Here is a 24,042-nt window from a genome sequence, read left to right on the forward strand (position 1 = left end):
TGCTACACATGAAACTAACAGGATTTACATCGCGTTGGGCTAGGCTAAAACCTCATTTGAATACCCAACTGATGAGGTCAATATGAACATGCAAGCAATACATCACCTTAATGCATCAAATTCGTCCGAACACGCTGCAACACCCACTCAATCTTCCTTACAACACTCACGATTCAAACCCGCAATTCAGGGGGTAATTTTAGGCGCAATCGCAGGACGTTTTATACCCAAAATCAGCCCATTTTCAGGAGCCATTATTGGTCTAATTTCGGCAAAAATCTATCAAAAAAGACAGGCACAGTGCCGTTAAACTGTTTATTTTTCATCATTTTTTCCATCCAGCTCAGATTGTCTTAACCGCCAAGGCAATCTTAGAGCAAAAACTCTACAATATTGATTTATAACAATAAAATAACTTAACAGTCATTTTTTCTGGGCCACATCACCCTCCAAATCTGCTTATTTTTTGATACTATTCACCTGTATTTATTTGTTCCTATCCGTTTTGGATATTCTCTCTGTAATCAAGGTGATTTTTATGAAGATCATGAAATCTATTTTGGCTGTTGCTGTGGTTGCTTTTTCTGCTGAAGTTTCAGCACAAGTGGTGTTTATTCCGAACTTCCCTGAACCAGATCAAGTGCAAACCCAAACGGCTCAACCAGCAAGCACTGAACACGTGGCTCAAGACCAAACTGCAACACCGAAAAATGCGGCTTAAGTGTTTAGACGGCATAAAAAAACAGCCCTTTCTCGGGCTGTTTTTTTTATCTAAAAAGCATCCTCGCTCGCTCGAATAGACTCTGCAATGCGTCCCGACAAGGCCCATGTATCCATCCCTGTCAGCAACTTAAAACTACCGTAATCAATATTTTTCATTAAAAATTTTAAATAAATGTCATATTCCAATAAAAATGCGTCAAACATGACAAAAATTTTCATGCTTTTTTCCAATAAATCCATATAATCGAATCATCTAGGTCGTTGAATGAAGAGTTTAATTTCATGCATATGCAAGATATTCAGGCGCTGATTCAAGGTAAGGTTCTACCGCAAGCCATCAATTTAGATGAATTGATTGCGATGGCAGAACAGTATCCGCAACACACCTCTACGGAATATAAATTACTGGAACTCGCGACCAATATTGTCTTGGCCAGTTATTTAGAACAGGCTCAACAGCATCTTTAAAGACGTCATATGAATGTTTTAGAAAAAGCCCAATTGGCCAAGGAAATACAAGGTCTGATTCATGGCTTAGATCAACGATCTTTGTCCTTTTATGAAATCGCCAAATCTAAAAGTCGTCTGAAAGAAATATTCTTGTATTGTGATGAGCCCATCTTTAGAAAACAAATTCTCAATTTTAAAAGCCTAATGCAGCCTGAGCGCACCGCACAGGAGTTTGCACAGCAATCTTTATATGTACAAAGTTTTAGGGGTGTATTTCGTTCCGAGCAAGCCTTAGAGCATGCCCTAGAACAAAGCCCTGAGATGGGTTGGGGAATTTTATATCAAGCCGACTTAGGCTTCCAATTTTGGTATATCCCTGCTCCGCATCGTACTGCACTTCTCAGTGATTGGGAGGGGCTGGAGCATAATTATGCTTGGATGCAAGAACAACAAGAACTGTATCATGGGCTTAAAACCGATGCTGAATTGCATTTAGAAGCCCTTGAAGCCCCTAAAGGGTTTAAAGCAAGTAAGAAACTCCGTGCGACGGCAACGCGTACGCAACCTCAACCATCCTTTTCTTCTGCCCGCGTAGCCGATTCGACCATGTCCACCAGTGCCATTCATTTTGAACCATTATCTCTTCAGCAACACGCTACAGCCCATCATACGGCAGAACCGAAACCAAGCTTCAATGACACATTCAGCGATGTAGAGTCAAACTTGCAGCCAACATCGGAACCGAGCAAGAAAGTTGCCGTCACACCTGCCAACATTCGCGCCCTGTTTACACCAACCGAAACAGCTCAAATTCTGCCGCAAATGCTTGAATTAGGAAGCTGGAAATGTGGCTTAAAAGCCCTCGAGTTCCCGCAAGCACAAGAATATGCGCTATGTAGCCTCAGCCTAGAAAATGTACCTGAGCTGTTTACAAGTTTGGACATGATTGTTCCAGCTTCGCAATTAGAACAATTGGCGAATCAGCCAGTCTATTTGGCCGAGCAAATCAATGCCCAAGGGCAGTTTATGAAATATTTGGCAATTTTAGGCGCTGAAGATCAACTGCAGGCTATTCGTTTTGCCAATATTGTCAGCCAGCATTATGCCTATCAAGTCACCGCGTTAAAATTGCTGGAAACGGATCATGCCTTAAAATGCTGTAAGAATACGACCCAGTTATTTGAGTTATATAGCGAACAGGCACAATTGCTATGGAATACGGAACAAGCGCTTCCCTTTATTCCAGCCAACTGTTTGCAAAAGCATAAATTAATTGCGTTTGAAGAAACCTCTGCCAGCTATACCACGCCACTTATTCTGCTAAAAGAACGACAAAAAATTCGGGTCATTCATGGTCAGCAACGCTTGCAGTTATCGCGCCAAGAAACCGCCTACCCTTATATCCTGCTGGATCGTAATCAAGGGATTTCATGGCAGCTGATTCAACGGGTGGTTCAGACATTGCCCCAGCCAATTTCAGCCACAAAACTGCATGAGGCACTCCAAATTTATATTGACAGTTAATTTATTTTATTTTGTAGCAAAAGCTTGATTTTCATCCCTAAAATTTACCAAACTGGAGAGGTAAATTTAGAATAAAAGATCTTGATAATGCCTACAATGAGAAGAACTTTTACCCAGCCACTTATGTTGATGGTTGCCTTGGGGATAGGCCAGACCTCAGGCTGGGCAAATACGACCGAAACTTCAGAATTATCCTCTACCGCGCCACCCTATTTGATCGAACAAGCACCCGAACAAGAGGATGGTGTACTTTATACCATCCCGCGTTGGATTGACGCCACGCCAACCATGCTTCCCGAACAGTCAGATGAGCAAGTGGTTCCCTCTACGACCCTGACCGAAAATCAGACCTGGCTTGACCGTAAGCAAAAGCAGATTCGTAATTGGGCAGATGATACTTCGCAAAGTATTGATGGCTGGTTTGGAGACAAGGAAACCGATACCCCGGCCTCAGCGACCTTAAGGGTGCTGATTGATAACCGCTGGAATAAATACGATGAATACGATGTTAAACCCCGTATTCGCGGAAAAATCAGCTTGCCAAATTTAGAGAAAAAACTCAGCTTGGTCTTTGGTGATGACTCATTAGATAACGAATTATCCAATAATGTCGCGATTACCAATGAGAATCCTCCAAGTCCTGATAATGACAAAGCTTATGACCGTCGCCAGAACCGCGATGCCAATAGCTCCTTTGCATTACGTTGGTCAGATATCACCAAGCGACTCCCTTTTGATACTGACTTTGATGTGGGTTTACGTTCTGGTGATGATATTTATTTGCGCTTAAAAGCACAAAAAGACTGGACCTTGGATAATGACTTCTTCTTTCATGCGGAACAAATCTATCGGTATGGATTAGACAGTGAAAATTATTTAAGAACCAACTTGGAACTGACGCATGCACGTCCAGATGAGGCATTTATTAGTGATCAATTCAGCCTAACTTATGCCGATGAGCAAAAGGACGACTTAAACTGGGACAACTATATGTTCCGCCAACACCAGTTTTTTCAGGGTAATCGTTTTAACTATGGTTTGTATACAGGCGGATACTTAGATGATTCCGACCTGCGTCTGAACAGTTGGGGACCCTTTGTTTCTTGGCGTCAACCGTTATGGCGTGAATGGTTCTATGTACAAACCGATATTAACTATTTTAACGACCAGCGTGCCGACCACAGTCATTATTTAAGCACTTTATTGCGTCTTGAGGCACTGTTCTAAAAAGACCTGTGGATAAGTGGGGTGTTATCCACATCAGCACGCAATAAAAAAGGCAACTGATTATCTCGGTTGCCTTTTTTGCATCTAGCGTTCGCTTAGTTTAATAACAACTGATTAATACGTTTCACATATTCAGCCGGATTTTCAGGTAATCCCCCTTCCGCAATCACGGCCTGATCAAAAATCACATTGGCCAGATCTTCAAAATGCGATGTACCATCCAGTTTTTTCACCAATGGATGTTCAGGGTTAATTTCCAGAATTGGTTTGCTTTCAGGCACCGCTTGACCTGCTTGCTTTAACATCCGGATCAATTGTGGTGAAAGTTCACCTTCGCCAGTCACTAAACATGCCGGAGAATCCACTAAACGTGTCGTCACACGTACTTCTTTGGTTTTAGCCTTCAATGCATCAGACAACTTATCCACCACAGGCTTAAACTGTTCAACTGCGGCTTCAAGTGCTTTCTTTTCTTCGGCATCTTGCAAATCGCCCAGATCAACCGCACCTTTAGAAACGTTCTGTAATGGTGTCCCCTCAAACTCTTGAACGAAGTTCATCGCCCATTCATCCACGCGGTCCGCCATTAACAAGACTTCAATGCCTTTTTTCTTAAACAGCTCCAATTGCGGTGAGTTTTTCGCAGCATTCAGACTTTCCGCAGTCACATAATAAATGGCTTTCTGCCCATCTTTCATACGTGCTTTGTAGTCAGCTAAAGAAGTATTAATCTCGTCATTGCTCGAAGTCGCATAACGCAACAACTTCAAGATACGCTCACGGTTACCAAAATCTTCACCCAAGCCTTCTTTTAAGACCGAACCAAATTCCGTGTAGAAAGTTTTGAACTTCTCTTGGTCTTTCTCATCTTCCGATTTCGCCAAACTATCCAGTAATGTCAAAATACGACGTGCATTGCCTTCGCGAATAGTGCGTACATCGCGGCTTTCTTGTAACAGTTCACGACTGACGTTCAGCGGTAAGTCTGCACTGTCTACCACACCTTGCACAAAGCGCAGATAGTTCGGAATGAGATTATCCGCATCATCCATAATAAAGACACGCTTCACATAGAGCTTAATGCCAGCTTTGGCTTCACGTGTAAAAATATCATGCGGTGCTTTGCTCGGGATGTATAGCAGTTGGGTATATTCGGTACTGCCTTCAACGCGATTGTGAGACCATGCCAATGGCGCATCAAAATCATGGCTTAAGTTTTTGTAAAACTCGATATATTGTTCTTCGGTCACGTCATTTTTACTGCGTGTCCATAAAGCACTGGCAGAGTTAATCGCTTCCCACTCATCCGTTTTGACCATCTGACCGCCTTTCGGGGTTTCCCCTTCGGTAACTTCTTCTTCCTGCCAAACTTCTTTCTGCATTTCAATTGGCAGGCTAATATGGTCTGAGTATTTATTGATGATTTGCTTAACTTTGTAGCTTTCTAAATAGTCCAAAGCATCTTCACGCAAGTGCAAGATAATATCGGTACCACGAGTCGCCTTGGTAATTTGCTCAACCTCAAAGTCACCTGTACCAGCACTGATCCAACGTACCGCTTCATTTTCAGCTGTACCCGCGTGACGGGATTCCACCGTGATCTTGTCTGCAACAATAAAACCAGAATAGAAACCAACCCCAAATTGACCAATCAATTGTGCATCGGCTTTTTGATCACCCGTCAATTTCGACATAAAGTCTTTGGTTCCCGACTTGGCAATCGTCCCAAGATTATCAATCGCTTCTTGTTGAGTCAGACCAATCCCGTTATCGGAAATGGTCAAGGTTTTGTTTTCTTTATCCAAAATCACGCGTACATGTAAATTTGGATCATTTTCGTAAAACTCAGGATGATTAATCCCTTCAAAGCGTAATTTATCGCAGGCATCCGATGCATTTGAAATTAATTCACGCAAAAAGATTTCGGGATTTGAATAAAGTGAATGTGTGACCAAATGTAGTAATTGTGCCACTTCAGCCTGAAAGCTATGTTTTTGTGTATTGTGTTCGCTCATACAGTGTTCCTCAAATTCATTCACACAGTGTTTTTATCAGATGCTTTATGAATTGGAGTGCAAGGATGATTTTTCAATACTGATTGATGATTTTTTCAACAATTATGTGTTTAATATGGTCCACGTTGATATATCTGCTGCAAATATAAATCTAGCCGTTGTTGGCGCATGGCATACACATCACTTAAACAGCGTGAATTGTCGCGACACTGATCGCGTAAACGTAACCATTTCACCTGTTCATCCTGAATCATTGAGCGTGTCCCCATCGGCACCAAACGTTTTAAAATGTGATAGGTCGTTGCCATTTTAACATCGGCATCATTAAGACTAGGCTGAGTACAAATCTGATGTTCGGTCAATGTTTCCGCACGCGAACAGTCAAAACTGGCTGCAAATGAACTTAAAGGGGTTAACCCAACAACAAGTAAAATTATTCTTAAAATTGACATAGGCGTTCTAAACTTTATTTTTACTATTCAATTTAAACAAAATCATAAGCTTAAAATGTAATATTTTGCGTGTGCTTGGTGAATGATTGTTGTCTTAGCTACAAAAAAATCAGGTAGAAAAAAACCCCATCAAATGATGAGGTTTTAGCGCTGTTATTATTATTCTTATTTTTATTGCTTAGAATTTATAGCTATAACCGATGGTATAAACCACTGGATCAATATTTAAATCAAACTTAGTGTCATCGATTAAAGTTACTTCAGGGCTTAAATCTGCATAGCGTACATCTAGATATACGCCCCAGTTTTTCGCATCGGCTGGTTGGTAATTAAAACCAACTTGACCTGCAAAACCGTAATCGGTTTTTACATCTTTTACTACGCCTTCTTCATCCCAAGCAATAAATGCAGTACCACCAACACCAATATAAGGGGTGAAGCGAGTAGAATTCTTAAAGTTGTATTTTGCAGTAATTGTTGGCGGTAAATGCTTCAACTTAGCAACTTTATCACCGTTAAGAAGCACATCGTGATTAAACGGTGTTGCTAATAACAATTCAGTTGAAATAGCAGATTCACCAAAGAAATATTCAATCGAAGGCGTAAAGCCAAACTCATGATCAGCTTCAACCACTGCACCTGGCGCTAATGTTGTATCTGAAGTTGGAGAGAGTAATGATGCCCCTACTTTTGCTTGCCAACCACCTGCCATTGCAGATGCAGAAATCCCCATTAAAGCAATAAGAGCAACTTGTTTTAACATATTAAAGCAACCTCTATAATAAAAATCTTAACGCTTAATTAATATTAAACAAGACTGTTATTAATATGCAACACTTATTAATTAACATAAATGCAATTTATTTTTAAATACATGATTATTATAAACATTTATTTTAAATAGACTAATAAGGTTGGTTTTAAATACCAACCCTATTAATCAAGTTTTTTATTATATTCAGAGTGCAGCACTCAGGTTTAAATATTAAAATATATTTTAAATATATCTATAATTAATCTACATAAATAATAGATTAAAATACTCGGGATTTTTATTATAAAACCATCGCAGCAATCCAGCCAAAGACCAGTAATGGAATATTAAAGTGGATAAATGTTGGCACCACACTATCCCGCATATGATCATGCTGACCATCCATATTTAAGCCCGAGGTTGGTCCTAAAGTGGAATCTGAGGCCGGTGAACCCGCATCACCTAATGCTGCTGCAGTCCCAATAATGGCAATCGTTGCCGCAGGGCTAAACCCAAATTGAATACACAGGGGAACATAAATAATCGCGAGAATCGGCACCGTAGAAAAAGAAGAACCAATACCTAGGGTAATTAATAAACCAATTACAAGCATTAAAAATGCCGCCAAAGCTTTACTATTCCCGATCCATTCTACCGATGCTGCAACCAAGGCTGGGACCTGATTGGTGGCTTCAATGACGGCAGCAAAACCTTGCGCTGCAATCATGATAAAGCCAATTAATGCCATCATCCGCATACCACTGATGATCACATCATCGGCTTCTTTCCACTTGAAAATGCCTGCGCAGCTTAAAATAGCAACCCCAACCAAACCCGCTAAAATCATCGAATCGGAATAGAGTTGCACCGCTAATGTCGCGATCACCGCAAAAGCTGCCATCCATAAAGTAAATTGGGCAATTTTCGGTTTTCCATCTTGGCTTTGATTAACATCGGCTGAAATTCGATGAATGGTATTTCCGACTTCTAAATCTTCATAGATACGCGGTTTACGATAGCTAAAAAACAAGGCCACCAATAAACCTAAAAACATGCCCGATACTGGAATAATCATGGCATGCGGAATCTGCTCATTGCTAATGGCAAAACCATAAGGCTTACCAAAGGTATTGATGTTATGTGCCAAAATATCATTTAAGAAAATCGCACCAAAGCCAACAGGCAAACACATATAGGTTGCGACTAGACCAAAGGTCAGCAAACATGCCACAGCACGTCGGTCAAGTTTGAGATGGTTAAAGACACTTAATAACGGTGGAATCAAAACTGGGATAAAGGCGATATGCACGGGAATTAAGTTCTGCGAAAATACTGCAGCTAAAGCCACGGTAAAAAAGATGACATATTTCACCTTCTTTTGCGTAGTGTGATCCGCTTCATTTTTAACGGTTTTAATCAGTTTATAGGCCAATAAATCGGGTAAACCTGAACGGGCAAGTGCCAAAGCAAAGGCGCCTAAAATACCATAAGCCAAAGCAATTTTTGCTCCACCGCCTAAACCATTATTAAAGGCATCTAAAGTTCCTTGCAGCCCCAAACCAGCAGATAAACCTCCAGTGACGGCACCAATAATCAGTGCAAATACCACTGGCACACGAGCTAAAGACAGTCCGAACATGACTGTAATAGCAGCAATAATCGCGAACATAACAAACAAGCATGATAAAAAAGAAGCATTTTAACAGAGTTAAAACTGAAAAATGCCTCTGTTTATCATCTGCATTTTTTGATTGCAGTAACCGTATCCGCTTTATTTAATCAAGATGTATTTGCTGCTGAATAAACCTTTGAATATGCTGTGCCACTTGCTCGGGCTGACTTAGAATTGCCCAGTGATTCGCGTCTAAATCAACCCTTTGAAATTTCTGAGTCCATTTGGGCATTTCATCAATCAATGCTGGACTGACAAAATTATCTTTTTTTAAAACAATTGCTTGTACTGCACACTGTGCAAAACGCTGCCGCGGTTTACTCAACCTTGGAATAAAGTTGGCGCGATACAACCCCACACCATACTGCCCATCTTGGGCAATATGTCCATTCAGCGGTAGATTCTGGGTCTGCTCTAAATGTTGCAAGAACTGCCCCCAGTGTTTCGGTTTAAAAAAGCGCCAAAGCGTAGGGGCGATCAGCGGCAAATGAAAAGCCATGATATACCAAGACTTGGATAACTGTTTTAAAAACTGTCGTGGCTGCTTTTGCAGTTGTTCCCGCATCCAATACGCGGCATGATCTAAACATGGACCTGAAATACTGCTAAAAGATAAAATCCGTTGTCCAAAATCGATATCCGTCACCGATTCCCAAGATTGAATGGATCCCCAGTCATGCGCAGCCAAATGAAAATCACGCTCTGCTAAGACGGCATCGACCACAGCTTGTAAGTCTTGTGAAAGTTGTGACAAAGCATAGGCTTGAATCGTCTTGGGTGTGGAAGACTGTCCCGCCCCGCGTACATCATAGGTCACGATATAAAACTGATCGACCAAGTGCTGAATAACTCGCTCCCATACCTCCTGATTATCAGGATAACCATGTACAAGAACTAATGCGGGATGCTCAACATTGCCCCATGTTTTGACATATAAACGTTGCTGATCGGAACTGGTTACCCACTGCGTTTGCACTTGCATAGCTTTTTTCCTTTTTTGTTTTATCGTATTTTTTCTAGATTCAGACGAACTAACGGCTGTAGATTTGCATTTTTAAGGACTACGGTTAAGATGAAATCATCCCCCTAAAAGAACTATTTTATACGATGAGTATTCTCAAAAAATTACAAAATTTTCCAACACTCACCAAATTCATGCTCAATCGTTATGCCCCCTACCGCGGTGCAGGGATCCAAGTCGACCGTTTAGACTTGGCGAATTACCATATTCGGGTCAAAATGCCTTTGACACGTAAAAATCAAAACATCGTCGGTGTACATTTTGGTGGCAGTTTGTATTCCATGGTAGATCCATTCTACATGTTGTTGCTGATGCATCACCTTGGCTCAAAATACATCGTGTGGGACAAAGCAGCCAAGATCCAGTTTTTATCGCCTGGCCGTGGAACAGTCTATACAGATATTCGACTTGATGCGGCTGAGATCCAACACATTAAATCCTTGACGGAAGATTATTCCCCCATTAATCGTGTTTATCTGTTAAATATTTATGATGATGCGGGAGTTCGTATTGCTGAAGTAGAGAAAACGGTCTATATCCGTCGTAAAAAACCCAAATCTGATCGTGCATAAAAAAAGGCACATACCGTGCCTTTTCGCCTCATCCGCCCATCTTAGCGGTTGTTGTTCTCGATTGCTGCCCCAGCACCACCACCGATTGCACCACCAATTGCAGCACCTGTACTACCACCAAAAATAGATTTGCCGATAACCGAGCCAATACCCGCACCTACGCCACTATAGGTCGCATTTCGAGTCGAGCCATTTTGTGATTTACTGCCCACAGCAGCCCCTGCACCCGCGCCTAAAGCAGCCCCAGTACTGCCACCGATGTTGCTTCCTACACCACCACCAACAGCCCCGCCTAATGCAGCTGCGCCAATACGCTGTTCTGATGCAGACATATTGCTACACCCAGTGAACAAAAATGTAGAAACCGTGGCAATGGCTGCCAAATTCAATAATTTTTTCATGAGCGTCTCTCCATTTCCCATTTTCATGAGGAATACCATACAACAGCAATGAGGATTGAAGATGGAGTTTTATATAAAAATCCTCGTAAAATTACGAGGATTTTGTAATAAGAAAGATGTTGAAGTACAGAATATTTATTGCTCTTTAATCACCATCACATCTTTGGTGGTCTTGCCATCACTCTGGATCACTGCGTGGGTCGCGCTCTTGCTATGTTCAGGATTTTTCACTTGATCAATTTTCAAATTTTTCTGAACAGGTTCTTGCCCTTGTTTAAATTCTATTCCTGAAGCATCTAGATGCTTAGCTTCTGCAATCACCTCACCCTCTCGCATCACTTTGGAATCTACTTCAATTTTTGAAGTCGGTACAATGACACTGCCTTTTTGTAGCATCGGTGCTTTCATTTTTTCATCAGAAAATTCAGCTTTGTCATCCACAATCACCACATCACGTGCAACCACATCTTTGCCTTTATTGCTCACTTCAAAAATGGTGGCATTCACAGTTCTCACAGGCTCTTTGCCTGGCATGCTGCGAATGATTTGAGTTTTCACAATCGGCACGACAGCTTTATCTTCAATCACAATCGTGTTAGGCATCGGTGCCGCCCATACTGAACTGCAAACCAGCGTTCCTAACATACAAGACATTAATTTATTGTTAACTTTCATATTTTTAATACCTTTGTTTATCATTGATTTTTGCTTTACGTTTAAGCATAGAACCTTACCATTTTGCTAATGTGATTTTTTATAGTTGTTCTGCGTCATAATGTAAAAAAGCCACCCGAAGGTGGCTTTTTATCAGAATTTAAGGACTAATTACAGACCATTAAACTCATCATTAAATGCTTGGCTCAGTGCTTGGTCAACATCAGAGAAGTCATTGTGAAGCTCAAGCTCTGCAGCTTCTGCTTCTTGGCGACGACGTTCTAAATGGTAAGCCAAACCAGTACCTGCAGGAATCAAACGACCTACAACGACGTTCTCTTTCAAGCCACGTAAATCATCTTCTTTACCTGTTACAGCCGCTTCAGTTAACACACGTGTGGTTTCCTGGAACGATGCAGCAGAGATGAACGAGTCAGTAGAAAGTGACGCTTTGGTAATACCCATCAACTGGCGTTCAAACTTCGCTGGGAACTTGTTCTGAGCAAGTACAGCTTGGTTTTCACCGACAACACGGATGTAATCCACTTGTTCGCCTTTGATGAAGCTGGTATCGCCACCGTCAGTGATGTCTACTTTACGTAACATCTGACGGACAATCACTTCAATGTGCTTGTCGTTAATTTTTACACCTTGGAGACGGTAAACGTCTTGAACTTCGTTCACGATGTAGTTGGTTAATGCAACTTCACCTTTCAGGCGTAAAATGTCATGTGGGTTTTGTGGACCATCAGAAATGGTTTCACCACGGTTCACATGCTCACCTTCAAACACGTTGATTTGACGCCATTTTGGAATCAACTCTTCGTAGATTTCAGAACCATCATCTGGAGTAATTACCAGACGGTTCTTACCTTTGGTCTCTTTACCAAAGCTCACGATACCTGACACTTCTGCCAAGATTGCATGCTCTTTCGGCTTACGTGCTTCGAACAAGTCCGCAACACGTGGAAGACCACCGGTAATATCACGAGTACGTGAAGATTCTTGTGGTACACGACCAATAACGTCACCCACACCAATAGTTTCGCCATCACGGACAGAAAGAATGGTGTTTTGTGGCAAGAAGTAGAACTGTTCGCCGCCATCAGCAGTATCTAATACCACTGCAGGACGTAAATCTTTACCAGAAGCAGGACGTGCTGTTACAGGCAAGATTTCAACAGTCGTCATACCTGTTGCATCATCAGTTTTCGATGTTGCTGTAACACCATCAGCGATTTGGCTGAAACGGATTTTACCTGCAACTTCAGTCACGAGTGGATGTGTATGCGGATCCCAAGTCGCTACGATACCACCAGCTTCTACAGCTTCGCCATCTTTCAACAAGATTGACGCACCGTATGGCAGTTTATAACGCTCACGCTCACGACCTAAGTCATCAGCAATACCAATTTCACCTGAACGAGAAACAGAGACCAAGTGACCTTTTGCATGCTGTACAGTTTTCACGTTATGGAAACGTACAGTACCTTTGTTACGGACTTGTACACTGTTCGCAGCAGAAGTTCGGCTTGCAGCACCACCCACGTGGAAGGTACGCATCGTTAACTGTGTACCCGGCTCACCAATTGATTGAGCAGCCATTACACCCACAGATTCACCTGGGTTCACCAAGTGACCACGTGCCAAGTCACGACCGTAACATTTCGCACATACGCCAAAGGTAGATTCACAGTTTACAACTGAACGTACTTTAACTTCATCGACACCCGCTTCTTCAAGGAAGTTCGCAAGTTTTTCATCAATTAAAGTGTTACGTGGAAGAAGAACTTCGTCAGAACCTGCTTTCTTCACGTCTTCAGCAACTACACGACCTAATACTCGAGTACCTAAGTTCTCGATCACGTCACCGCCCTGAATGAACGGAGTCATAACCAGACCGCCCAACGTACCACAATCTGGCTCAGTAATTACCAAGTCTTGCGCGACGTCAACAAGACGACGTGTTAAGTAACCAGAGTTCGCAGTTTTCAATGCAGTATCGGCCAAACCTTTACGCGCACCGTGCGTTGAAATAAAGTACTGAAGTACCGTTAAGCCTTCACGGAAGTTCGCCTTAATTGGCGTTTCAATGATCGAGCCATCTGGTTTTGCCATCAAACCACGCATACCTGCAAGCTGACGAATCTGCGCCGCACTACCACGGGCACCAGAGTCAGACATCATGTAGATACTGTTGAATGATTTTTGCTTCTCGTCTTCACCCTGTTTGTTTTTCACAGTGGTGTAAGACAAGTTGTCCATCATTGCTTTTGCAACTTGGTCGTTGGTACGTGCCCAGATATCGACTACTTTGTTGTAGCGCTCACCCGCGGTTACGAAACCTTGTTCAAACTGTTGTTCAATTTCACGAACTTCAGTTTCAGCTTTTTCAATAATTGAATATTTCGCTGGTGGAATAACCATGTCTTCCATACCCACCGATACGCCTGAACGTGTCGCTTGACGGAAACCAAGGTACATCAATTGGTCAGCAAAGATAACGGTATCTTTCAAACCTAATTTACGGTAGCAAGAGTTAATTAACTTCGAGATGTTTTTCTTGGTCATCTCAACGTTAATTTGTTGGAAATCCATACCTTCAGGTACAACTTCCCAAAGCAAGCAGCGACCTGGTGTCGTATCTACAACAATGGTTTGCTGTTCACGGTTACCGTTTTCATCAATCACAGTTTGGTGTACACGCGCTTTAACACGAGCGTGTAATGCCACTTGACCTGTTGCTAATGCGCGGTTTACTTCGTGAGTATCCGCAAACACCATGCCTTCACCTTTGGCATTGATTGCATCACGCGTGATGTAATACAAGCCCAATACCACGTCCTGAGATGGAACGATGATTGGTTCACCGTTTGCAGGTGACAAGATGTTGTTGGTCGACATCATTAACGCACGCGCTTCTAATTGCGCTTCTAGTGTTAATGGTACGTGTACCGCCATTTGGTCACCGTCGAAGTCGGCGTTAAACGCAGCACAAACGAGCGGATGTAAACGGATTGCTTTACCTTCAATTAGGATCGGTTCAAACGCTTGAAGACCCAAACGGTGAAGTGTTGGTGCACGGTTCAACATGACTGGATGTTGACGAATCACCGATGCTAGAACGTCCCAAACTTCCGGCGTCTCACGCTCAACCATTTTCTTCGCAGCTTTAATGGTTGTTGCCTGACCTGATGCTTGTAATTTCGCGAAAATAAATGGCTTGAATAATTCAAGTGCCATTTTCTTCGGAAGACCACATTGGTGTAAACGAAGGTTAGGACCTACGGTAATTACCGAACGACCAGAGTAGTCAACACGCTTACCAAGTAAGTTTTGACGGAAACGACCTTGCTTACCTTTGATCATATCTGCCAAAGATTTCAATGGACGCTTGTTCGAACCCGTAATTGCACGACCACGACGACCGTTATCCAGCAACGCATCTACAGACTCTTGTAACATACGTTTTTCGTTACGTACGATGATGTCTGGCGCAGCAAGGTCAAGAAGACGCTTCAAACGGTTGTTACGGTTAATCACACGACGGTAAAGATCGTTCAAGTCAGAAGTCGCGAAACGACCACCTTCAAGAGGAACCAACGGACGAAGATCTGGTGGAAGTACTGGAAGTACGTTCATCACCATCCATTCAGGCTTGTTGTTCGACTCTTTGAATGCTTCCATCAATTTCAAGCGCTTAGACGCTTTTTTCAACTTCGTTTCAGAAGTTGTTTGTGGAATTTCTTCACGAAGACGAGAAATCTCAGCTTCAAGATCGATGTCTTTTAACAAGTCTTGAACCGCTTCTGCACCCATTTTCGCAGTGAATTCATCACCGTGTTCTTCTAACGCATTGAAGTATTCTTCATCGTTAAGAAGTTGGTATTTCTCAAATGGAGTCATACCTGGGTCAGTAACTACATAAGATTCGAAATACAATACGCGTTCGATATCACGTAACGTCATATCAAGAAGCAAACCGATACGGCTTGGTAATGATTTCAAGAACCAGATGTGTGCAACTGGAGAAGCCAATTCGATGTGACCCATACGCTCACGACGAACTTTCGCAGTTGTTACTTCAACGCCACATTTTTCACAAATGACGCCTTTGTATTTCATACGCTTGTATTTACCACACAAGCATTCGTAATCTTTGACTGGACCAAAAATTTTGGCACAGAATAAACCATCACGTTCTGGCTTGAACGTACGATAGTTAATTGTCTCAGGCTTTTTCACTTCACCGTGAGACCATGACTTAATCATTTCTGGTGACGCAAGACCAATACGGATGCGATCAAACTCTACAGGAGCATGACCGTCTGAGTCCGTCTTTTTGCGCATGATATCGAGCAAGTCTTTCAATTTTTTTCTCCGTGTGTCGAGGAGATTTTCACTTCTCGACTGGGTCACAAATATTGTTTTTTAACTGAGTAATCCTCCCTCAATCCCTTCTTGTTCTAAGGAGGGAAGCTCCTACCCTTTTGAGTGGGAACTCCCCCTTTCTCAAAGGGGCTGGGGGGATTAAATGGAACTAATTAGTCACCATTTTTCAGTTCAATGTTGATACCTAAAGAACGGATCTCTTTGGTCAATACGTTGAACGACTCAGGCATACCTGGGTCCATGTAATGGTTACCATCTACAATGTTCTTATAGATACGGGTACGACCTTCAACGTCATCCGACTTCACAGTAAGCATTTCTTGAAGCGTGTAAGCTGCACCGTAAGCCTCAAGTGCCCAGACCTCCATCTCACCGAAACGCTGACCACCGAACTGAGCTTTACCACCCAATGGTTGTTGCGTTACTAATGAGTAAGAACCAGTAGAACGTGCATGCATCTTGTCGTCAACCAAGTGGTTCAACTTGAGCATGTACATATAACCTACAGTTACAGGACGATCGAAACGCTCACCTGTACGTCCATCATAAAGAACTGTTTGACCAGAACGTGGAATTTCAGCAAGTTCAAGTAACTCTTTGATTTGGCTTTCTTCAGCACCATCAAATACTGGCGTAGCCAAAGGCACACCAGCGCGCAAGTTACCTGCCAAGGTTAAGATTTCATCATCAGTTAAGCTGTCTAGATCTTCTTGCTGACCGCCCACTTTGTTGTAGATCTTGTCAAGGAAGATACGTAATTCAGCAATTTCACGTTGTTGTTTGAGCATCTTATCGATTTGATCGCCCAAACCTTTCGCTGCCATACCCAAGTGAGTTTCAAGAATCTGACCCACGTTCATACGCGACGGTACGCCCAACGGGTTCAATACGATATCAACTGGCACACCATTGGCATCATGCGGCATGTCTTCAACAGGCAAGATGTTAGATACAACACCCTTGTTACCGTGACGACCCGCCATCTTATCACCAGGCTGGATACGACGTTTAACTGCGAGGTAAACCTTCACAACTTTCAATACGCCAGTTGTCAGTTCATCACCTGTAGAAAGTTTGCGTTTTTTCTCAGCAAATTTCTCATCAATTTCAAAGCTCTTCTCTTTCAAGAACACTTGAATTTGCGTTAAACGCTCAGCAATAGCTTCGTCAGTCGGTTGAATTTCAAGTAAGTCAACTAACTCTAGGCCAGACAACATATCTTCAGAAAGTTTGTCGCCACGCTTAGTGCCGCCACCGCCATTAGACTCTTGACCGGTCAACAAGCGAACAATACGTTCACGTGCTGCTTCTTCGAAGATTTTGTATTCTTCTTTCAAGTCTTTACGGTAAGCATCTAATTGAGCTTTCTCAATCGCAAGTGCACGTTCATCTTTCTCTAAGCCATCACGCGTGAAGACTTGAACATCGATCACCGTACCTTTAGTGCCAGACGGAACACGTAAAGAAGAGTCTTTTACATCCGCCGCTTTTTCACCGAAGATTGCACGAAGCAATTTTTCTTCAGGTGTTAATTGAGTTTCGCCTTTAGGAGTGACTTTACCAACAAGGATGTCACCTGCAGCAACTTCAGCACCGATATAAACAATACCTGATTCATCCAGTTTAGAAAGTGCAGCTTCACCTACGTTCGGGATATCGGCTGTAATTTCTTCTGCACCCAACTTCGTATCACGTGCGACACATGATAATTCTTGGATGTGAATCGAGGTTAAACGGTCTTCTTGAAGCACACGCTCAGAAAGCAAGATCGAGTCTTCGTAGTTATAACCATTCCACGTCATGAACGCCACGCGCATGTTTTGACCAAGCGCAAGTTCACCGCCATCTGTTGATGGACCGTCAGCCAATACGTCACCACGAGCAACTTTATCGCCCATACGCACGACAACGTTTTGGTTGATACATGTATTTTGGTTAGAACGCGTGTACTTGATCAGGTTGTAGATATCTACACCTGCTTCACCTGCCACCATCTCTTCTTCGTTCACACGAATTACGATACGAGAAGCATCGACGTACTCAATCGCACCACCACGGTTTGCGATAACACACACACCCGAGTCACGCGCTACGTTCGCTTCCATACCTGTACCCACTAATGGCTTGTCAGCCAATAATGTCGGAACAGCCTGACGTTGCATGTTCGAACCCATTAATGCACGGTTCGCGTCATCGTGTTCAAGGAACGGAATCAATGATGCAGCAACAGATACAACCTGTTGAGCAGATACGTCCATATGCGTCACTTTTTCAGGCGGCATACGTACGAAATCACCCTGGTGACGTACAGAAACGAATTCTTCAGTCAAATGATTGTCTGCATCTACTGCAGAGTCGGCTTGCGCAATAACCGTGCCTACTTCTTCAATCGCAGATAGGTATTCAACTTCGTCTGTTACACGACCATCAACCACTTTACGGTATGGTGTTTCCAAGAAACCGAAATTGTTACATTTCGCATAAACAGAAAGCGAGTTGATCAAACCAATGTTTGGACCTTCAGGCGTTTCAATTGGACATACACGACCATAGTGAGTTTGGTGTACGTCACGTACCTCAAAGCCTGCACGTTCACGCGTCAAACCACCAGGACCAAGTGCCGATACACGACGTTTGTGTGTAATCTCAGACAATGGGTTGTTTTGATCCATGAACTGAGATAACTGGCTTGAACCAAAGAATTCTTTGATGGCAGCAGCAACTGGTTTCGCATTGATCAAATCTTGCGGAGACAAGTTATCTGTTTCAGCTTGGCTTAAACGCTCTTTTACAGCACGTTCAACACGTACCAAACCAACACGGAATTGGTTTTCAGTCATTTCACCAACTGAACGCACACGACGGTTACCTAAGTGGTCGATATCGTCCACTTCGCCTTTACCGTTACGGATCTCAACCAATGTTTTTAATACATCAGTGATATCATCGTTCGACAGAATACCTTCAACTTCACGCGACTTCTGGTCAGTACCCACTTCATAAGGACGACCTAAACGACGGTTGAACTTCATACGACCCACTGGCGATAAGTCATAACGCTCAGAAGAGAAGAACAAGTTGTTGAATAAGTTTTCAGCCGCTTCTTTTGTCGGTGGCTCGCCTGGACGCATTACTTTGTAGATTTCAACAAGTGCTTCTTCACGACCTGTTGTGGTATCTGCACGTAACGTATCCGCGATGAATGAACCACGATCAATGTCATTCGTGAATAGAATGTTGAACTGTTTCACGCCGCCTTCAGCCAATTTCACCATGATTTCATGGCTTAACAGTGTATTGGCAGAAATGACTTCGCCATCACGTAAAGTGATGTCTTCAGCAGTGATACGTTCGTACAAGTATTCATCTGGTACAGGAAGCTTGGTTAAGCCAGCTGCTTCCATTTGACGAACATGACGTGCGTTAATACGTTTACCTTGTTCAACAATCACTTTACCGTCATTGTCGGCAATGTCGAATTGCGCCATTTCGCCACGTAGACGTTCTGGAACAAGGTCAATTTGGTAGCTACCCATGTCTAAGTAGACAGGTACTTTCTCGTAGAACAAGTCTAGAATTTGTTCATTGCTATAATCCAATGCACGAAGTACCACAGTCGCAAGTAATTTACGACGACGGTCAATACGTACATAGACTAAGTCTTTCGCGTCAAATTCAAAATCTAACCATGAACCACGGTAAGGAATAATACGTGCTGAATAAAGCACTTTACCGCTTGAGTGAGTTTTACCCTTGTCATGGTCAAAGAACACGCCTGGTGAACGATGTAACTGAGATACGATTACACGCTCAGTACCATTGATCACGAAAGTCCCGTTTTCTGTCATGAGTGGCATTTCACCCATGTAGACTTCTTGCTCGCGTACGTCTTTGATTGATTTCGTTTCACGATCTTTAATGATCAAACGAATTTTTACGCGCATTGGTGCCGCATAAGTTGAGCCACGAAGAATACATTCGCGCACATCAAACTCAGGTTTACCAAGACTATACTCAACAAATTCTAAAGCAGCATTGCCAGAATAACTTTCTATAGGAAAAACTGAACGAAATGCGGCTTGGAGACCGATATCTTCGCGGTTTTTTGGAGTTTTACCATCTTGAAGGAATGTTCTGTACGAGTCGACCTGGATCGACAGCAAGTACGGAGCATCCATTACTTGGGGCAATTTACCAAAATTCTTACGGATCCGTTTCTTTTCGGTATATGAGTATGCCATCTGGAGTCCTCGGAAAGTAAACTAAACCCGCCTGCAGAACGGGTTTAGAAGGAATTACGCAGGCCGATATGGCCACCACTGTTTACAAATGCTGCAATTTTTAGTGGTATTAAAACGCTTAACAATATTTTTTGAATAGAAAAATATTGGTAAGCGTTTAATATTTGTCTTTATTGTTTAAATTTGATGATTTTTAAATCAAACAAATTAAAGTCGAGCCGATTATTGTAACGCAAAAAGGCTGATGACCCAAGAGCCATCAGCCAATTTGTGGAGCCGATTATAAAAAATCGACTCCTCTTAAGATTACTTAAGAGTAACTGTAGCACCAGCTTCTTCAAGTTTCTTCTTAAGTTCTTCGCCTTCTTCTTTAGACACGCCTTCTTTAAGAACTGCAGGAGCGCCTTCAACCATATCTTTAGCTTCTTTAAGACCAAGGCCAGTAGCTTCACGAACTGCTTTAATTACAGCAACTTTGTTAGCACCGAAAGAAGTCAACTCAACGTTGAATTCAGTTTGTTCTTCAGCAGCAGCAGCAGCGCCAGGAGCAGCAGCAACAGCTACAGCAGCAGCAGATACGTTAAATTTTTCTTCGAAAGCAGAAATTAATTCAACAAGTTCAAGAACTGTTTTTTCAGCAACTGCGTTTAAGATTTCTTCGTTTGTTAAAGCCATGAGAATAACTCCAAATGGATATTGAATGGTGTGGAAATAGGATTAAGCCGCTTCTGACTCGTTTTTCTCTTTGAGCGCTGTAATAAGGCGACCCAATTTCGAAATAGGAGCTTGAAGAACAGATGCAAGCATAGTAAGCGCTTTTTCTTGGTTCGGAAGATTTGCGATAACGCTAACTTCAGCACCTTGGTAAACTTTGCCGTCAAATGCTGCAGCTTTAAGTTCAAATGCTTTGTTAGTTTTTGCAAATTCTTCGAACAAGCGTGCAGCTGCACCCATGTCATCTTCAGAAGTTGAGAAACCGAGAATGGTTGGGCCAACAAGGTCATCATTCAAGATATCAAATTGAGTATCCTGAAGAGCGCGTTTAGCTAAAGTATTACGCACGATACGTGTAGTAACACCCAACTTACGAGCTTCAACACGAAGTTGTGTCAATTGCTCTACGCTTGAACCTTGATAGTTAGCCACAACAACAGAAAACGCTTTAGAAGCAACTTCGCTTACTTCTGCAACGATCTGTTTTTTGTCTTCGATAAGAAGAGCCATTGTAAAACCTCCTAACGGTGATTTATGTACCTGCTTAGGTACACCCCAATTCGTAAGTTCTTTCAAACTTACACGCGGAGGAGGAATAAATCACACCACCGCGTCTACTCAGGCTGGACTATTAAGAAAAGAGCATAAAACTCATTTCGCCCGAGGTCTTTGACGCTGATAAACATACATTTATCAATTCAAAGTTTGCCTAAGTTCGCAAAATACGACAGAGCGTTTCTTGCGTAAAAATCAAAGCAGTGCTTTGATTTTTACTCAGGGCTTTAAAATTCTGTCTAAGTAAAAACTTAGTTAGAAACGTTGTTTACATCAACAACAAGACCAGGACCCATAGTTGAGCTCAAAGTGATCTTTTTGATGTATACACCTTTAGAAGTTGCAGGCTTTAAGCGTTTCAAGTCTGCAATCAAAGTTTCAACGTTTTGACGAACAGCTTCAGCAGAGAAATCTACTTGACCGATCGCAGCATGGATGATACCAGCTTTGTCTACGCGGTAACGTGCTTGACCAGCTTTTGCATTTTTAACTGCACCAGCTACGTCAGGAGTTACAGTACCCACCTTCGGGTTTGGCATCAAACCACGTGGACCAAGGATCGTACCTAATTTACCTACAACGCGCATTGCATCTGGAGCAGCAATTACTACGTCAAAGTCAAGGTTACCCGCTTGAATACTTTCAGCAAGATCATCAAAACCAACGATGTCAGCGCCTTCAGCTTTAGCCGCTTCTGCAGCCGCGCCTTGAGCAAACACAGCAACACGTACAGTTTTACCAGTACCTGCAGGAAGTGTAGTCGCACCACGAACAACTTGGTCAGATTTACGAGGGTCAACACCTAGGTTTACCGCAACATCCAAAGATTCTTTGAATTTCGCAGCAGGAAGACCAGCAAGAACAGCTACTGCTTCTTCTAAAGTGTAAACTTTGTTTGCTTCAATAGCAGCAGCAATGGCTTTTTGACGTTTAGTTAACTTTGCCATGTCTTATAGCTCCACTTCCAAGCCCATAGAACGTGCAGAACCAGCGATGGTACGAACACGAGCGTCTAAATCAGCACCAGTTAAATCTGGCTCTTTAGTAGTCGCGATTTCTTCTAACTGAGCACGAGTCAACTTACCAACTTTAGTTTTGTTAGGTACAGATGAACCCTTTTGGATACCAGCAGCTTTCTTAAGAAGAATAGATGCAGGTGGAGTTTTCATGATGAATGTGAACGACTTGTCGTTGTACACAGTAATCACTACTGGAATTGGAAGACCTGGTTCAACTTTTTGTGTCGCAGCATTGAATTCTTTACAGAATGCCATGATGTTAACACCACGTTGACCTAGTGCAGGACCAATCGGTGGAGATGGATTTGCTTTACCAGCTGGAACTTGCAGCTTGATATAGCCGTCAATCTTCTTAGCCATTTCAATTACCTCTGGGTACGAACGCCTTTTAAAGCTCCCCAATATTTCATGTAGTGAAAATCACTACAACAACAATGCCCGATTCAAAAAATCGGGCGTTTTTAACCAATTCAGATTAAATTGTTTTTTCGACTTGACGAAATTCCAATTCAACTTGTGTTGGTCGATTAAATACATTAATCGTCAACGTTAAACGTGACTTATCGTACAGAACTTCTTCCACCACGCCTTTAAAGTCGGTGAATGGACCGTCAATTACGAGTAATTCTTCGCCTGGTTCAAACATCGTCTTCGGACGAGGTGCTTCACCAGTATTGCGTACGCGAGCAAGAATCGCATCTGCTTCACGTTGTGTAATTGGTGCAGGCTTTTCTGCCGTACCACCAATAAAACCTAAAACTTTTGGACATTCTTTAACAATGTGCCAAGTTTCATCATTCATTTCCATTTCGACCAATACATAGCCAGGAAAGAATTTACGTTCAGACTTACGTTTCTTACCATCCTTCATTTCCACTACTTCTTCAGTAGGAACGAGGACTTCACCAAAGCTATCGGCTACAGCGCTACGCTGGATTCGATCATTAAGTGAACGCATCACTTGTTTTTCATAGCCTGAATAGGCATGAATAATGTACCAACGTTTCATAGCTCTCTTACCCGATAATAAACTTCATTAACCAGCCTAAAATGTAATCAAAGCACCACAGTAAAATGGATGCAACAAGGACTACTGCAAGCACCTGCCAAGATGTGGTCATGGTTTCTTGCTTGGTTGGCCATGTGACACGACGTAACTCAATACGCGCATCTTTTAGCAAACGAACAAAGCCTTTGCCTTGATGGGTGGCGTATAATAAACCTAAAGCCACTACGATACAAGACAAAATTACACCAACACGCACCCAAATATCATTTGCTGCTGCCCAGTAGGCTGGCAAGTGTTGATTAACCATGGTTGCACCAATGAGCAAAATCAATGCAATAATCCATAGTACAACATCTAATGGAGAGCCAGAACTAACAACTTCAGCTGAATTATTTCTTTGAGGGATTGGCGCGTCGCTTAATGCGTCACGCGATTTATCATTCGACATTTTTTTACTCGTCGTAGAATTCGCGATTTATTATATGACTAGTTTAGCCAGCATCAAGCTCTTTTACTAAAAAAGTGGCAGGCTAGGAGGGACTCGAACCCCCAACATTCGGTTTTGGAGACCGACGCTCTACCAATTGAACTACTAGCCTGCAGAGTAAGTCGAGAATCGAAATTCTCGACTTAAAACTTATGTACCT

General features: G+C 42.5%; 22 protein-coding genes and 1 tRNA gene. 6 read left to right on the forward strand and 17 right to left on the reverse strand.

Annotation, left to right across the window (positions count from 1 at the left end; translation table 11 throughout):
* Nucleotides 1-82 precede the first annotated feature (82 nt).
* A complete protein-coding gene (locus AC6CHI_RS09370; RefSeq protein WP_498120896.1) occupies nt 83-310 on the forward strand; it encodes a DUF456 domain-containing protein in 228 nt (75 codons plus the stop codon).
* A gap of 228 nt (nt 311-538) precedes the next feature.
* Nucleotides 539-721, forward strand: a complete 183-nt coding sequence (locus AC6CHI_RS09375) for a hypothetical protein (protein ID WP_458892496.1) — start codon at nt 539-541, stop codon at nt 719-721.
* Nucleotides 722-771: 50 nt separating this feature from the next.
* Here AC6CHI_RS09375 and AC6CHI_RS09380 read toward each other — a convergent pair whose 3' ends face one another.
* Nucleotides 772-942: a hypothetical protein gene (locus AC6CHI_RS09380; protein WP_498120898.1), complete on the reverse strand. Its 171-nt coding sequence runs from the start codon at nt 940-942 to the stop codon at nt 772-774.
* 69 nt (nt 943-1,011) lie between these two features.
* Between AC6CHI_RS09380 and AC6CHI_RS09385 the strand changes: the two genes are divergently transcribed.
* The 3 genes from AC6CHI_RS09385 (at nt 1,012) to AC6CHI_RS09395 (ending at nt 3,924) form a co-directional block, all read left to right on the forward strand.
* Nucleotides 1,012-1,191 carry a hypothetical protein gene (locus AC6CHI_RS09385; protein WP_458892683.1) on the forward strand — a complete coding sequence of 60 codons (180 nt, stop codon included), beginning with the start codon at nt 1,012-1,014 and terminating at the stop codon, nt 1,189-1,191.
* A 9-nt stretch (nt 1,192-1,200) separates the two neighbouring features.
* Nucleotides 1,201-2,697 (forward strand): hypothetical protein, encoded by a 1,497-nt coding sequence (locus AC6CHI_RS09390; RefSeq protein ID WP_498120900.1) that lies wholly within the window; start codon nt 1,201-1,203, stop codon nt 2,695-2,697.
* A 96-nt stretch (nt 2,698-2,793) separates the two neighbouring features.
* Nucleotides 2,794-3,924 carry a hypothetical protein gene (locus tag AC6CHI_RS09395; RefSeq protein WP_498120930.1) on the forward strand — a complete coding sequence of 377 codons (1,131 nt, stop codon included), beginning with the start codon at nt 2,794-2,796 and terminating at the stop codon, nt 3,922-3,924.
* 95 nt (nt 3,925-4,019) lie between these two features.
* On the opposite strand, the gene htpG is transcribed toward AC6CHI_RS09395, so the two are convergent.
* The 5 genes from htpG to AC6CHI_RS09420 all read right to left on the reverse strand — a co-directional run bounded on the left by htpG (nt 4,020) and on the right by AC6CHI_RS09420 (nt 9,799).
* Nucleotides 4,020-5,939, reverse strand: a complete 1,920-nt coding sequence (gene htpG, locus AC6CHI_RS09400) for a molecular chaperone HtpG (RefSeq protein WP_498120902.1) — start codon at nt 5,937-5,939, stop codon at nt 4,020-4,022.
* A 110-nt stretch (nt 5,940-6,049) separates the two neighbouring features.
* Nucleotides 6,050-6,391: a lysozyme inhibitor LprI family protein gene (locus tag AC6CHI_RS09405; protein WP_498120904.1), complete on the reverse strand. Its 342-nt coding sequence runs from the start codon at nt 6,389-6,391 to the stop codon at nt 6,050-6,052.
* A 178-nt stretch (nt 6,392-6,569) separates the two neighbouring features.
* Entirely contained in the window at nt 6,570-7,154 is a 585-nt protein-coding gene (locus tag AC6CHI_RS09410; protein ID WP_498120906.1) for an OmpW/AlkL family protein, read from the reverse strand.
* Nucleotides 7,155-7,446: 292 nt separating this feature from the next.
* A complete protein-coding gene (locus AC6CHI_RS09415; protein ID WP_498120908.1) occupies nt 7,447-8,814 on the reverse strand; it encodes a Na+/H+ antiporter family protein in 1,368 nt (455 codons plus the stop codon).
* Between the two features lie 106 nt (nt 8,815-8,920).
* Complete coding sequence (locus AC6CHI_RS09420) at nt 8,921-9,799, reverse strand: alpha/beta fold hydrolase (RefSeq protein ID WP_498120909.1); 879 nt, start codon at nt 9,797-9,799, stop codon at nt 8,921-8,923.
* 125 nt (nt 9,800-9,924) lie between these two features.
* On the opposite strand from AC6CHI_RS09420, the gene AC6CHI_RS09425 reads away from it, so the two are divergent.
* Nucleotides 9,925-10,410 carry a DUF4442 domain-containing protein gene (locus tag AC6CHI_RS09425; RefSeq protein WP_498120911.1) on the forward strand — a complete coding sequence of 162 codons (486 nt, stop codon included), beginning with the start codon at nt 9,925-9,927 and terminating at the stop codon, nt 10,408-10,410.
* Nucleotides 10,411-10,451: 41 nt separating this feature from the next.
* On the opposite strand, the gene AC6CHI_RS09430 is transcribed toward AC6CHI_RS09425, so the two are convergent.
* The 11 genes from AC6CHI_RS09430 to AC6CHI_RS09480 all read right to left on the reverse strand — a co-directional run bounded on the left by AC6CHI_RS09430 (nt 10,452) and on the right by AC6CHI_RS09480 (nt 23,994).
* Nucleotides 10,452-10,811 (reverse strand): YMGG-like glycine zipper-containing protein, encoded by a 360-nt coding sequence (locus AC6CHI_RS09430; protein ID WP_498120912.1) that lies wholly within the window; start codon nt 10,809-10,811, stop codon nt 10,452-10,454.
* Between the two features lie 135 nt (nt 10,812-10,946).
* Complete coding sequence (locus AC6CHI_RS09435) at nt 10,947-11,486, reverse strand: hypothetical protein (RefSeq protein WP_498120913.1); 540 nt, start codon at nt 11,484-11,486, stop codon at nt 10,947-10,949.
* A gap of 150 nt (nt 11,487-11,636) precedes the next feature.
* On the reverse strand, nt 11,637-15,836 hold the full coding sequence (rpoC, locus tag AC6CHI_RS09440) for a DNA-directed RNA polymerase subunit beta' (protein WP_458892485.1): 4,200 nt from the start codon (nt 15,834-15,836) through the stop codon (nt 11,637-11,639).
* Between the two features lie 173 nt (nt 15,837-16,009).
* Nucleotides 16,010-20,098 (reverse strand): DNA-directed RNA polymerase subunit beta, encoded by a 4,089-nt coding sequence (gene rpoB / locus AC6CHI_RS09445; protein WP_498120915.1) that lies wholly within the window; start codon nt 20,096-20,098, stop codon nt 16,010-16,012.
* Between the two features lie 306 nt (nt 20,099-20,404).
* Nucleotides 20,405-20,773, reverse strand: coding sequence for a 50S ribosomal protein L7/L12 (rplL, locus tag AC6CHI_RS09450; protein WP_016168444.1), 369 nt, complete (start codon nt 20,771-20,773; stop codon nt 20,405-20,407).
* A gap of 42 nt (nt 20,774-20,815) precedes the next feature.
* Nucleotides 20,816-21,322, reverse strand: coding sequence for a 50S ribosomal protein L10 (gene rplJ / locus AC6CHI_RS09455; protein WP_458892483.1), 507 nt, complete (start codon nt 21,320-21,322; stop codon nt 20,816-20,818).
* 296 nt (nt 21,323-21,618) lie between these two features.
* A complete protein-coding gene (gene rplA, locus AC6CHI_RS09460) occupies nt 21,619-22,314 on the reverse strand; it encodes a 50S ribosomal protein L1 (protein WP_498120917.1) in 696 nt (231 codons plus the stop codon).
* 3 nt (nt 22,315-22,317) lie between these two features.
* On the reverse strand, nt 22,318-22,746 hold the full coding sequence (gene rplK, locus AC6CHI_RS09465) for a 50S ribosomal protein L11 (RefSeq protein ID WP_001074682.1): 429 nt from the start codon (nt 22,744-22,746) through the stop codon (nt 22,318-22,320).
* A gap of 115 nt (nt 22,747-22,861) precedes the next feature.
* Nucleotides 22,862-23,395: a transcription termination/antitermination protein NusG gene (gene nusG, locus AC6CHI_RS09470; protein WP_100242785.1), complete on the reverse strand. Its 534-nt coding sequence runs from the start codon at nt 23,393-23,395 to the stop codon at nt 22,862-22,864.
* A gap of 7 nt (nt 23,396-23,402) precedes the next feature.
* Nucleotides 23,403-23,843 (reverse strand): preprotein translocase subunit SecE, encoded by a 441-nt coding sequence (gene secE / locus AC6CHI_RS09475; protein WP_498120919.1) that lies wholly within the window; start codon nt 23,841-23,843, stop codon nt 23,403-23,405.
* Nucleotides 23,844-23,918: 75 nt separating this feature from the next.
* Nucleotides 23,919-23,994: transfer RNA gene (locus AC6CHI_RS09480), tRNA-Trp, on the reverse strand.
* Nucleotides 23,995-24,042: the final 48 nt, after the last annotated feature.

Source organism: Acinetobacter sp. GQ146 (assembly GCF_059758585.1).